This is a genomic window from Bariatricus sp. HCP28S3_A4 (genome assembly GCF_052066395.1).
In the GTDB taxonomy this organism is placed as follows: Bacteria; Bacillota; Clostridia; order Lachnospirales; family Lachnospiraceae; genus Allocoprococcus.
Genome location: NZ_JBQHSE010000012.1, coordinates 14,368 through 27,086 on the forward strand (window position 1 = coordinate 14,368; position 12,719 = coordinate 27,086).

The 12,719-nt window shown below is 45.3% G+C and carries 10 protein-coding genes; 9 read left to right on the forward strand and 1 reads right to left on the reverse strand.

Going from position 1 to position 12,719, the window contains the following annotated elements; genetic code table 11:
- Positions 1–4 precede the first annotated feature (4 nt).
- Together ACTNBF_RS07860 and ACTNBF_RS07865 are read left to right on the forward strand one after the other, a co-directional pair.
- Entirely contained in the window at positions 5–361 is a 357-nt protein-coding gene (locus ACTNBF_RS07860; RefSeq protein WP_427808356.1) for an arsenate reductase family protein, read from the forward strand.
- Positions 362–384: 23 nt separating this feature from the next.
- Positions 385–1,587, forward strand: coding sequence for a class I SAM-dependent rRNA methyltransferase (locus ACTNBF_RS07865; protein ID WP_427820165.1), 1,203 nt, complete (start codon positions 385–387; stop codon positions 1,585–1,587).
- Positions 1,588–1,652: 65 nt separating this feature from the next.
- Here the strand turns inward: ACTNBF_RS07865 and ACTNBF_RS07870 are convergent, their stop codons facing one another.
- Complete coding sequence (locus ACTNBF_RS07870) at positions 1,653–2,135, reverse strand: hypothetical protein (protein ID WP_427820164.1); 483 nt, start codon at positions 2,133–2,135, stop codon at positions 1,653–1,655.
- A 327-nt stretch (positions 2,136–2,462) separates the two neighbouring features.
- Here ACTNBF_RS07870 and ACTNBF_RS07875 point away from each other — a divergent pair, with 327 nt between their 5' ends.
- The 7 genes from ACTNBF_RS07875 to ACTNBF_RS07905 all read left to right on the forward strand — a co-directional run bounded on the left by ACTNBF_RS07875 (position 2,463) and on the right by ACTNBF_RS07905 (position 12,690).
- Positions 2,463–2,756: a peptidylprolyl isomerase gene (locus tag ACTNBF_RS07875; RefSeq protein ID WP_441084653.1), complete on the forward strand. Its 294-nt coding sequence runs from the start codon at positions 2,463–2,465 to the stop codon at positions 2,754–2,756.
- Between the two features lie 38 nt (positions 2,757–2,794).
- Positions 2,795–3,292: an N-acetyltransferase family protein gene (locus ACTNBF_RS07880; protein WP_427807931.1), complete on the forward strand. Its 498-nt coding sequence runs from the start codon at positions 2,795–2,797 to the stop codon at positions 3,290–3,292.
- 35 nt (positions 3,293–3,327) lie between these two features.
- Positions 3,328–6,171, forward strand: coding sequence for an NYN domain-containing protein (locus ACTNBF_RS07885; protein ID WP_441089016.1), 2,844 nt, complete (start codon positions 3,328–3,330; stop codon positions 6,169–6,171).
- Positions 6,172–6,276: 105 nt separating this feature from the next.
- Complete coding sequence (gene rsmH, locus ACTNBF_RS07890) at positions 6,277–7,347, forward strand: 16S rRNA (cytosine(1402)-N(4))-methyltransferase RsmH (RefSeq protein WP_441089017.1); 1,071 nt, start codon at positions 6,277–6,279, stop codon at positions 7,345–7,347.
- Between the two features lie 917 nt (positions 7,348–8,264).
- A complete protein-coding gene (locus ACTNBF_RS07895) occupies positions 8,265–9,965 on the forward strand; it encodes a Na/Pi cotransporter family protein (RefSeq protein ID WP_441089018.1) in 1,701 nt (566 codons plus the stop codon).
- 178 nt (positions 9,966–10,143) lie between these two features.
- Positions 10,144–11,190: a hypothetical protein gene (locus ACTNBF_RS07900; RefSeq protein ID WP_427807923.1), complete on the forward strand. Its 1,047-nt coding sequence runs from the start codon at positions 10,144–10,146 to the stop codon at positions 11,188–11,190.
- 42 nt (positions 11,191–11,232) lie between these two features.
- Entirely contained in the window at positions 11,233–12,690 is a 1,458-nt protein-coding gene (locus ACTNBF_RS07905; protein WP_441089019.1) for an SPFH domain-containing protein, read from the forward strand.
- Positions 12,691–12,719 lie beyond the last annotated feature (29 nt).

The window sequence follows — 12,719 nt, forward strand, 5'->3', positions numbered from 1 at the left end:
AGAGATGAGCATATTATTTGTAGAATATCCAAAATGTACGACATGCCAGAAGGCAAAAAAATGGCTGGAATCTGAGAACGTAACATTTGAAGACCGACATATCGTAGAGAACAATCCGTCTGTGGAGGAATTAAAAAAATGGCACAAAATGAGCGGACTTCCGCTTAAGAGATTCTTCAATACCAGTGGAATGAAATATAAAGAACTGGGACTTAAGGATAGGATTCCGCAGATGACAGAAGAAGAACAGTATGAACTGCTTGCAACAGACGGCATGCTGGTGAAAAGACCGATTCTCGTAGGAGATACGTTCGCTTTCCCGGGATTTCGGGAAAAAGAATGGAAAGATCTGATTGGATAAATGTGCGGTGAGGGAGGAACAAGATGAGTCAGGCAATAGTGACATTGAAAAAAGGGGAAGGACGATTACTGAAATCCGGAGGCGCATGGGTCTTCGATAATGAGATCGCTTCTATCGTCGGAGAATTTGAAAACGGGGACATTGTGATCGTTCATGATTATGACGGCTATGGAATGGGACGCGGATTTATCAATATGAATTCCAAAATCCGTATCCGTATGATGACAAGAAAACAAGAACAGGAGATCAATTATGAGTTTCTGGAAATGCGTGTGCGCGATGCGTGGGAATACCGAAAGAAAACGGTGGATACAGGCAGCTGCCGCGTGATCTTCGGTGAAGCGGATTTCCTTCCGGGACTGGTAATCGACAAATTCGAAGACGTGCTGGTCGTGCAGTCCCTGGCCCTTGGAATCGACAAAATGAAAGAAGAGATCATCGATATTCTGAAAACGGTTCTGAAGGAGGATGGAATCGAGATCCGCGGCGTCTACGAGAGAAGTGACGCCAAGGTAAGAAAGCAGGAAGGAATGGAACTGGCAAAAGGCTTCATCGGCCCGGAATTCGATACCAATGTGGAAATCACAGAAAACGGTGTCAAATACCTGGTCGATGTCAAAGAAGGGCAGAAAACCGGATTCTTTCTGGACCAGAAATATAACCGGAAAGCGATTCAACGGTTGTGCAAAGGCGCGAAGGTTCTGGACTGCTTCACCCATACAGGTTCTTTTGCACTGAATGCAGGAATTGCAGGGGCAGACAGCGTACTCGGTGTGGATGCATCCGAACTTGGAGTAGAACAGGCACGCCTGAATGCACAGCTGAACCATCTCGAAGACCGCGTCAAATTCAAATGCGCCGATGTATTCGAACTGCTCCCGGAACTCGAAGAAAAAGGCGAAAAATTCGATGTAATCATCCTGGATCCGCCGGCATTCACCAAATCCAGAAATTCGGTGAAAAATGCAGTAAAAGGATACCGCGAGATCAATCTCCGCGCAATGAAGATGGTGAAGGACGGCGGCTATCTCGCCACCTGTTCCTGCTCCCACTTCATGACACCGGAATTATTTACGCAAACGATCGCGCAGGCGGCAAAAAATGTACATAAGAGACTGCGCCAGATCGAATACCGGACACAGGCACCGGATCACCCGATCCTGTGGGCGGCAGATGAATCTTATTATCTGAAATTTTATATTTTCCAGGTAGTAGATGAGAAGTGATTTTGAGAGTATTAAAAATGCTGAATTAGTTAGGGGCTGCTGTAAATAGCAACCCCTTTTATTTTTTATTCAATATTTTGACCATCAATTACAGTAAAGTAATTTATTTTTTTTGAATTTATATCTGTTTGGAATTTCATTTCAATTTTATGAGTAACGGTTATATCCCCATTTTTTAGTTTGAGAAATGCGGTTGCTAAATATCCATTTTTTTCTTTAGTAACAATTACCTTTGTAATATAATAAGAATCATATTTTTGTAATATGCGAATAGGGATATATTCAAAAGCATTTCTGAATGATTTATAAATTTTAAAATTAGTGAAATAATTTTCCAATCGATCTTCCAGAATAGAATCATATGTTCCTGTTAAAATGGCATTTTGATAACTCGTTTGAATTTTTTTATCATCAGTAAACCATTCCGTAACAAATTTTTTGATATTATATTCTTCATAAAAAAAATTGTAAAATATGGAAGTTGAACATACTATGAAAAGTAATATTAAAATAATTAGAAATCCGATACTTCGATGAATCCTTCTCATAACAATACTCCTTTCTTTTATAAATTTACTTCAAACAAAAATGCACATAAATTCTGGATTCAAATTAACATATATCTGATTACTTGTCAATGATATCTTAAAATACTAATTATTATAATTTTGAATTATATATATTCTGACATTTAATGGGAAATAGGGACGTTCCTTTTGACCCCAGCATCTTGCCACGACCATCGCCCATTGGCTTGCCAGCCGCGATGAAGGTGTGCTATACTGACTTCACGGAAAGTCGGGAACACATAAAAGGCGGCCTACCCCTCCATACTTAGAAGGGGCATCACCGTCCAGACGAAAGAAAGGAGGGTGATGCCATTGTTTGTTACATATTCGGATCTGATCCAGATAGGTATATTCATTGTCACTCTCGTAGGATTGTGTTATACAGTCTTTGGCAAAAGAACCGTCCCTGCGATCACAATTATTGTGGGACCGGTGAAGACACAGTTCGGCTATCATTTGATTAAGGTGGAGAAGAAAAATGAGGCGTCCAAGGTTCCATTTGCGGAGGCGGAACCGGGAATCAGACAGAACCTTATGCAGCAGAAGCAGAATGTGGCTTATACGGCAAAGGTGGAAGCGCTGAAAGCGAAATATATGTGATTTTATTGGAGCTTTTTTAATTTCAGGAGAATGAGTGAATGATAATAAGAAAATCAACAATGGAGGATCTCCCGAAGATCATGGAGATGTATGAAGAGGCCCGACAGTTCATGAGGGATAACGGGAATCCGGATCAATGGGGGACTTCAAATCCAAAAGAGGAATGGATCGTTCTTGATATAGAAGACGGAGACAGCTATGTCTGTACAAAAGACGGAGAGATTGTCGGCACGTTTTATTTTAGAATCGGAGAGGATCCGACATACAGACAAATCTATGATGGATCGTGGATGGATGATTCGCCTTATGGTGTTGTGCATCGGATTACCACGGACCGGAAAGCACGGGGGACGGCGACGTTTTGCCTGAACTGGGCGGTACGGCAGGCGGGCGGTCATCTTCGGATCGATACGCACGAAGATAACCGCCCGATGAGAAAGCTTCTGGAAAAGCTTGGATTTTCCAGAAGAGGAACGGTTGTCGTGGAGGACGGAACCGAAAGAATTGCGTTTGAAAAAGTGCTGATCGGTGAATAAAGAATAGATTCATAGCAATAGAAGGGGACATTTGGATGGCTGATACTTCAGAAAACACAACAGTAACAAAACAACATATATGCACAGCGCTGCTCGCCCATGTAGATGCCGGGAAAACAACGCTTTCCGAGAGTATCCTGTATTTGTGCGGAAATATCAGAAAACTGGGACGAGTGGATCACGGGAACGCATTCTTGGACACGAATTCTCTGGAACGTAGCCGCGGTATCACGATTTTCTCAAAGCAGGCAGTGGTGGAGCTGCCGAAGAAGCAGATGAAAATGACGATTCTGGATACACCGGGGCATGTGGATTTTTCCGCGGAAATGGAACGGACGCTGCAGGTGCTGGATTACGCCATCCTTGTCATCAGCGGGGCGGACGGCGTGCAGGGGCACACCCGCACGTTATGGAATCTGCTGAAACGCTACCGGATTCCAGTTTTTCTATTTATCAATAAAATGGATCAGAACGGGACAGACAGAGCAGCCCGTCTGGAAGAATTGAAACAGAAATTGGATGACGGATGCATTGCATTTGACGGGGCGGAAGAGAAGGACACATTCTGGGAAAATATCGCCATGTGTGATGAAGATGCGCTTGGAGAATATCTGGAACATGGAGAAATCTCAAAAGAAATGCTGATCCGCCTGATCGCAGAACGTAAAGTGTTTCCATGTTATTTCGGATCGGCACTGAAAGTAGAGGGAGTGCAGGACTTATTGGAGGGACTGGAAGAATATACACGCCCTGCCCGTGCTTTACTCGCGCCCGGGAAGAAGATCGATGATCTGTCAAATGAATTATTTGGGGCAAGGGTTTACAAAATATCCAGAGACAATCAGGGCAACCGACTGACCCATTTGCGGATCACTTCCGGGATCTTGAAGGTGAAAGATACGCTGGAAAATGCGCCGGAGTCGTCGGAACACTGGGAGGAGAAGGTGAACCAGATTCGGATTTATTCCGGTGAGAAATACGAGATGGTACAGGAAGCGGGGGCCGGAATGATCTGTGCCGTAACCGGACTTGGCTATACCAGGCCCGGTGAAGGACTTGGCATCGGGCAGGAGGCAAAAGGCCCGGTCCTGGAACCGGTGTTGAATTACCGTGTGATCCTGCCGGAAGGGTGCGATGTCCATACGATGCTTCGGAACTTAAGACTTTTAGAAGAAGAAGATCCGATGCTGCGGATCGTGTGGAATGAAGAGCTTGGCGAGATACATGTGCAGCTGATGGGGGCTGTGCAGACGGAAATACTTCAAAGCCTGATTAAAGACAGATTTGGCGTGGAAGTGACATTTGGAACCGGAAATATTGTTTATAAAGAAACGATACGAAATGTAGTAGAAGGAGTCGGACATTTTGAACCGCTCCGCCATTACGCGGAGGTACATTTGCTGATGGAACCGGGAGAGCCGGGAAGCGGTCTTACTCTGGACACCATGTGCAGTACGGATGTGCTGGATCTGAACTGGCAGCGGCTGATACTTACGCATCTTGCTGAGAAAGTGCACAGAGGTGTACTGACAGGCGCGGCGCTAACGGATGTAAAGATTACCTTGATTGCAGGGAGAGCACATCTGAAACACACAGAAGGCGGGGATTTCCGGCAGTCTACATACCGGGCTGTGCGTCAGGGACTGATGCAGGCAGAAAATGTATTGCTTGAGCCTTATTATGATTTCCGCCTTGAAATCCCATCGGAATGTGTCGGACGGGCCCTTACGGATATTCAGAAAATGGCAGGCGAATTCCAGCCCCCGCAGGCAGACGGAGATTTGACGGTTATAACAGGCTATGCTCCGGTGGCGACCATGCGCGATTATCAGATGGAAGTCACCGGCTATACGAAAGGCAGGGGGAAAATCTTCTGTACATTCAAAGGTTATGAGCCGTGCCATAATTCGGAAGAAATCATAGAAGCATCCGGCTATGATCCGGAACGGGATCTTGAAAATCCCCCCGGGTCTGTATTTTGTGCGCATGGGGCAGGATTTAACGTATCCTGGGAACAAGTTCCGGAATATATGCATCTTGAGCCGCAGCTTGAGCGGATACTAAAAGAGAGAGAAGAAAGCCGGATGCCCGGAGAGATTCCGGCAAAGGACGGAACAGGGGAAAGAACGGGACAAAGCGCCCAGAGAACCGGAAATCCACAGAATACCGGGCGATCCGCTTCCAAAGCCGGAGCAGAGCGCTATGAACGCCATGCCCGTGAATCGAAAGAACTGGAAGAAATATTTATCCGTACTTACGGAAAAATTGAGAGAAAACAGGTAAGCAGCCAGAAAACGGTTACGGCACCGGTAAAAAAGAACCATAGAGCAAAAAAGGAAGAATTTGTACAGGAATATCTGCTTGTGGACGGATACAATGTCATTTTTGCGTGGGATGATCTGAAAGATCTGGCAAAGACGAATATTGAAGCGGCAAGAGGAAAACTTATGGATATTCTCTGTAATTATCAGGGATTTAAGAAATGCATCGTGATCCTTGTATTTGACGCATACAAAGTAGAAGGCTACAATCTGGAGATCCAGAAATACCATAATATTCATGTAGTTTATACCAAAGAGGCCGAGACCGCTGACCAGTATATCGAAAAGGTCGTGCATGAAATCGGTCATAAATATCACGTAACAGTCGTGACGTCGGACGGTGTAGAGCAGGTGGTAACACTTGGACAGGGAGGGACCCTGATTTCCTCCAGAGAATTCAAAGAAGAAGTAGAGATTGTGAGTCGTCAGATCCGGGAAGAAGCACAAAGCCGCAGAGAAAGCGGAAAGAACTATCTCTTTGACCATATGGATGAGGAAATGGCAAAAACGATGGAGGCAGTTCGCCTGGGGAAGAAGAAATCACCGTTTGAATCGTAACGAGACGATGAAATGACGATTTACGGAAAAGGTAAAAATGGTGATTCGCGAAAAAACATAGAAAGTAGTGAAATGCGATTTGTGGAAAACGTATAGGAGGCGCAGATGGAAAATCAGGAGAAACAGGCCAATCAAGAACAACAGCATAAACGTCGTGTACGGTATTCGGGGACGCATCCGAAAACGTATAAAGAAAAATACAAAGAGCACCAGCCGGAGAAATACGCTGATACCATTCAGAAGGTCATCAGCAAAGGAAGTACCCCGGCGGGAATGCATATTTCAATTTGCGTAAAAGAAATATTGGATTTCCTTCAGATTCAACCGGGACAGACCGGACTGGATGCGACTCTTGGATATGGCGGTCACACAAAAGTGATGTTGGAGTGCCTGAAAGGTGAAGGACATATTTACGCATTGGATGTGGATCCAATTGAATCGACAAAAACGAAAGAACGTCTGGAAAAACAGGGATTTGGAGAAGAGATTTTGACCGTGCGGCTGCAGAATTTTGCAGATATTGATCAGGTATCAAAAGAAACAGGAAAGAAATTTGATTTTATTCTTGCCGATCTTGGCGTTTCGTCCATGCAGATCGACAATCCGGATCGAGGGTTTTCCTATAAAGTAGAAGGCCCTCTGGATCTCAGAATGAACCCTCAAAAAGGAATTAGCGCCGCTCGGCGTCTTGTGGGAATCTCGCAGGAGGAACTTCAGGGCATGTTGATTGAAAATGCAGACGAGCCTTACGCAGAAGAAATCGCGAAAACAGTCGTGAATCTGCAAAAAAGAGGTAAAAAAATTGAAACGACCACACAGCTGAAAGAAGCGATTGAACAGGCACTCCGGTTTCTTCCGGAAGCAGAGCGGAAAGAGGCATTGAAGAAATCCTGCCAGCGAACGTTCCAGGCGCTTAGAATCGATGTGAACAGTGAATATGAAGTACTGTACACATTTCTGGAAAAACTGCCGGAAGTGCTGGCACCAAACGGACGTGTGGCAATACTGACCTTCCATTCCGGAGAAGATCGGCTGGTGAAGAAGTCATTTAAACAATTCAAGAAAGAGGGACTTTACAGTGAGATCTCCGAAGAAGTGATCCGCCCGTCCGCAGAAGAGTGCGCAAGAAATGGACGTGCGAAGTCCACGAAGATGAGGTGGGCAATACGAGAGTAGATTAAATTACAAGTTCAATGAAAAACAGACTAAAATATGATAAACTTCTATCAGGAACAACCGTGTTATAGGGTGGCTGACCTCTATTCTACATAGAATGGGGGTGGTGCTGGTGGACAAGAAACCTTTTGATTTCAAGGATTTGATGGCTTTTGGCATGTTCATTCTGGCATTACTGACATTCGTATTTACGTTTATCAGATAATGTTTTAAAGCATAGAAAAACCACCCCAGAACTTTGACGAGAGATGGAGTGGTGATTCTTTAACCATATGTCGAGGTCAACCCCTTGTGGGCGGTTGTTCTCCTTGTGTTTATAATATATCATATCAAACTACAAAACGCAAGGGATGAATTTACTGGAGCAATACATCAGAATGTGGAAAGCAATGTAGAAGCAGATTAAATTACAAGTTCAATGAAAAACAGACTAAAATATGATAAACTTCTATCATGAACAACCGTGTTATAGGGTGGCTGACCTCTATTCTACATAGAATGGGGGTGGTGCTGGTGGACAAGAAACCTTTTGATTTCAAGGATTTGATGACTTTTGGCATGTTCATTCTGGCGTTACTGACACTCGTATTTACGTTTATCAGATAATGAATTAAGGCATAGAAAAACCACCCCAGAACTTTGAACAAAAAGGGTGGTGATTCTATACTGAATTACAACAATGAGGTCAATCCCCTTGTGGGCGGTTGTTCTCTTTGTGCTTATAATATATCATATCAATCCACAAGGCGCAAGGGATGAATGGGCAATAAGTCAGCAAAAGTTTCCCACCTACAAATCATGCATATCAGTCTTCATTTTACACAGATTTAACATTTCTCCGATATGTATTTTACATTCTCAAATTATAGTAAAGAAGATAATAGGATCAATATGAGAATGTGAATAAGGAGAACACTATGAGCGATTCAACAAGAATTGTATTTGGTTTACTGGGAGGACTTGCCATTTTTATTTATGGTATGAATCTGATGAGTGAATGTCTGCAGAAAGCGGCAGGGGAGAGGATGAAGAGCATTCTTGCCCTTCTGACGCGCAATCCTGTCATGGGCGTGCTTGCAGGAGCGCTGACGACGGCGGTGCTGCAGAGCAGCAGTGCGACGACGGTCATGACGATTGGATTTGTCAGTGCCGGTTTGATGAACCTGCCTCAGGCGATTTCGATTATTTTGGGTGCAAATATCGGTACAACGATGACCGCACAGATTATAGCATTTAAGATCAGTGACTACATATATGTGTTTATTTTTGGAGGCTTCATTGCGTCATTTCTTGCGAAAAATGAAAAGGTGAAGAACATCGGACAGACGGTATTTGCTTTTGGACTTTTGTTCCTTGGAATTGAGACGATGGGGGATGTTATGAAACCTCTGGCGTCCAGCCCGGTGTTTACGGATCTGATCGGGAAGGTGGCGGACATTCCGGTTCTGGGAGTTCTGGTAGGTACTTTGATGACGCTGGTTGTGCAGAGCAGCAGTGCAACCATTGCGGTATTGCAGAATTTTGCATCGCAGGCGGGGCCGGATGGCGTGACGAGTATTCTCGGACTTGCGGGCGCGATCCCGATTCTTCTTGGAGATAATATCGGAACGACGATTACGGCAATTCTGGCAAGTGTAGGGCAGCCGAAGGATGCCAGGAGAACCGCAGTGGCACATTGTGTATTCAACGTGTCCGGAGCATGTTTATTCATCTGGTTTGTGAAACCATATGCGCAGTTCGTCCAGTGGATCTCACCGAAAGGACCGGAAGTGGAAGTGATCGCGAGGCAGATTGCGAATGCGCACACTATATTTAATATCGTAATGACGCTTATCTGGATTCCACTTATCGGAATTCTGGTGAAAATAGTTATGACACTTGTGCCGGATGGAAGGGAAATGGTGCATGCGCCGGGCGAACCGCTTTTCCTGGATGAAAAACTGACAGCACAGCCTGCGGCGGCACTGGAACTGGTGACCAAAGAAGTGATCCGCTGCAGCGAGCTTGCAGGCGGTGTACTGGAGGAGCTTGCAAAGACAGTCAGAAAAGAAGAAAAAGATCTGCTTCAGCATGTGCTTGAGAATGTGGAAAATGTTCAGACATTGAGCAAGCATATCACAGATTATCTCTCGGATCTTTTTGCGGCCGGTGTTATGACGGAAGAACAGACATCCCAGACGGCGGGAATGATGTATGTTTTGAGTGATGTGGAACGTCTCGGATCATTGTGCGGAGATATAGCAGAAGCGCTGACGGAACGCCTTGGTAAGAAAAAGCGGTATTCAAAGGAAGCGTTAAAAGATCTGGAAAGCAGTCTGATCCTTATGGGTGACATGTATGCCGATGTGCTGGAGATGATGGTGACGGGAAACGAGGATGGCAGTGCAGAAATCCAGAAAAAGAAGGAAAAGGTCATGGATCTGGATATTGAGATGAGAAAAGCGCATATGAACCGTGTCGGGAAGGGAAAATGCGTGGCAAATCTCACGGTACCGTTCGGACAGATCCTGCACGATATCGACAGAATGGGAAATTGCTGTGTCAATATAGCAGATGCAGTGACCGGTCAGACAAAGCTGCGTAATTTTATGAATGTCCAGCAAGAGCAGGCGAGCTGAGCGGGAAAATAGAATTTATCATATGACAAGGTGCACAATTTGATTAAATACAGATTGTGCACCTTTTTTAATGGCATGAATTTTACAGAAGTTAACGAAAAATAATGTTTATCACTATATTATTTTGTCTCAAATCATGGTAAATTAGTAATATAGAAAATGCTCAGGAGGTGATGCGATGAAACGGATACTGGCATGGATTTTGATTATGGTACTGCTTGTCGGCTGTGCAGGGTGCAAGGAAAATGAAACGGAAAAAGAACAGACGGGGTCTGAAAATTTAGAGACAGCAACGGATGGCGAAAATAAGCCCGTTTCCGTGGACAACACAGACGAAACGGAAAATGATGATTTCCGGTTGACATTTTACACGGATCTGTATTCCGAAGAGTATCAGGAATTGGGGAACGCGCAGATGTGGCTGTCCGGTTTTTCGGAAGAGACGGAAGGCAAGAAGATTCGGTTCTGCTCAGATGTAGATGATGTGTATGTGACGCTGGAACAGGGAGAGTGGATGGAAGCCCCCTTATATTTCCGCCCGGTGGATTGCATGTTTAATGTGGAGACAAAAGCCGGTAAGGTCTATGAGTTCGACGGGTATCTCGCGGAGTGCATACCGCTGTATCGTATCACTGCATTTAAAGGAGACAAAACCGCAGTGTGGTATCTGATGGAGGACGGAAAAGATGGAAAGCAGGTATTTGAGGTTGCAGGAGAGGAACCCCATGCGACCTGTCCGGAAATAACGGATCCGATTCTATCACTTTGTGCCGTATATGCCGGATTATCGATCAGAGTCGAAGAAGATATCGCATATAAGCCTGAGCAGTTCTGGACTGCGATTGCGAACGCGGTTACAATTGTGACGCTTCAGACTGCAGATGCAGATGCGGAAGGCAATATTTATCTGGATTATGAAACGTTGAACAAGTATGCGGAGGCCATGTTTCCGGAAACGGGAGTGTACCCTGACATCAAGGAGAGCGATGGCATCATCTGGCCGGAAAGTGCGGAAGATTCTGTTATTGTGAAAGCCAATTTTACAGTAGATGACTCTACAGTAGTCGTTCGGTCGATGGAAGTGACCGATGACCGGAATGTAGATGTAACATTGTTGTTCAAAGGAGAGATTGAGGAGTATGCGGCCGTCCACATTTCACCGGTCAGTGAAGTGCAGAACCCATTTAAGTGGGTGATTACAGGAGTGGAACTTGCGAAAGGATAATACATAAAGATAATTAACAAGCAGTGAAAGGAGAATTCAATTATGGGATTAATTAAAGCAGGAATGGGGGCAATCGGCGGGACATTGGCAGATCAGTGGCTGGAGTTTTTCTACTGTGATGCACTTGCCAATGATGTTCTGGTTGTGAAAGGAAAGAAAAGAACGAGCGGACGTTCATCCAACACAAGGGGGAACGATAATGTAATCACCAATGGTTCCGGAATCGCTGTGGCGAACGGGCAGTGCATGATCATCGTGGATCAGGGGAAAATCGTAGAATTCTGCGCAGAACCGGGAGAGTACACTTATAATACTTCGTCAGAGCCAAGTATTTTTACGGGGGATCTGGGAGACGGCATCAAGCAGGCATTCCTGAATATCGGAAAACGTTTTGCATATGGCGGGGACGCCGGAAAGGATCAGCGAGTATATTACTTTAACACCAAAGAGATTATGGATAACAAATTCGGAACACCGAATCCATTTATGTTTGACGTGGTAAATAAAGAAATCGGTATCCGCAGAACGGTTCAGGTCAGATGCAACGGTGTTTATTCTTATAAGATTACAAACCCGATCCTCTTCTATTCAGAGGTCTGTGGAAACGTAGAACAGGAATTTACAAAAGATGAGATTGAAGGACAGCTGAAGACCGAGTTTATCGATGCTCTGCAGCCTGCTTTTGCAGCACTTTCTGAGCTGCAGCTTCGTCCGGCTCAGATTCCTGCGCATGCAAATGAACTGAAAGATGCGATGAACAATACGTTGCGGAATGAATGGTCAGAGCGCAGAGGTATTACGATCCAGCGAATTGCCCTCAATCCGATCACGCTGACGGAAGAGGATATGAAGAAGATCAATCAGATGGAAGACGCCGCTTCTATGGGAAGCAATCCATTTATGATGGCAGGGCGCATGACAGATGCAACTGCAGCTACAATGGAAAATGCCGCATCCAATCCGAACGGCTCCATGAACGGATTCTTCGGTATGGGAATGGCAATGAATGCAGGCGGCGGTACAGGAGGATTCCAAGCCGCGCAGAATTTCTACAATGCCGGAGTTCAGCAGCAGGCGGCACAGCAGGAGGCAAACCGTCAGGCAGCGGCAAAGCAGCAGGCAGCACAGCAACAGGCAGCTGCGACCGACACGTGGAAATGCAGCTGCGGCGCAGTTGTAAAAGGTAAATTCTGCCCGGAATGCGGGACAAAGAAGCCGGAACCGGCGCCTGTTGGATCATGGAAATGTAAATGCGGCGCAACAGTAAACGGCAAATTCTGTCCGGAATGTGGATCGCCAAAACCGGCCGATGACGGATGGACCTGCTCTTGTGGAACGGTGAACAAAGGAAAATTCTGTACAGAATGCGGAGCGAAAAAACCGGCAGGCATCCCGCTCTACCGCTGCGATAAATGCGGATGGGAACCGGCTGACCCGGCAAATCCGCCACGCTTCTGTCCGGAATGCGGGGATCCTTTTAATGATGAGGATATCCAGTAAAGAATTTTCTGGATGTATATCTTCCTGAG

Excerpts from the sequence above, each read along its gene's own strand:
- ACTNBF_RS07875 (WP_441084653.1), top strand. The coding sequence starts at position 2,463 with ATGCCATTGTTTGTTACATATTCGGATCTGATCCAGATAGGTATATTC.
- ACTNBF_RS07865 (WP_427820165.1), top strand. The coding sequence starts at position 385 with ATGAGTCAGGCAATAGTGACATTGAAAAAAGGGGAAGGACGATTACTG.
- ACTNBF_RS07900 (WP_427807923.1), top strand. The coding sequence starts at position 10,144 with ATGAAACGGATACTGGCATGGATTTTGATTATGGTACTGCTTGTCGGC.
- ACTNBF_RS07860 (WP_427808356.1), top strand. The coding sequence starts at position 5 with ATGAGCATATTATTTGTAGAATATCCAAAATGTACGACATGCCAGAAG.
- ACTNBF_RS07880 (WP_427807931.1), top strand. The coding sequence starts at position 2,795 with ATGATAATAAGAAAATCAACAATGGAGGATCTCCCGAAGATCATGGAG.
- ACTNBF_RS07905 (WP_441089019.1), top strand. The coding sequence starts at position 11,233 with ATGGGATTAATTAAAGCAGGAATGGGGGCAATCGGCGGGACATTGGCA.
- ACTNBF_RS07870 (WP_427820164.1), bottom strand. The coding sequence starts at position 2,135 with ATGAGAAGGATTCATCGAAGTATCGGATTTCTAATTATTTTAATATTA.
- ACTNBF_RS07885 (WP_441089016.1), top strand. The coding sequence starts at position 3,328 with ATGGCTGATACTTCAGAAAACACAACAGTAACAAAACAACATATATGC.
- rsmH (WP_441089017.1), top strand. The coding sequence starts at position 6,277 with ATGGAAAATCAGGAGAAACAGGCCAATCAAGAACAACAGCATAAACGT.
- ACTNBF_RS07895 (WP_441089018.1), top strand. The coding sequence starts at position 8,265 with ATGAGCGATTCAACAAGAATTGTATTTGGTTTACTGGGAGGACTTGCC.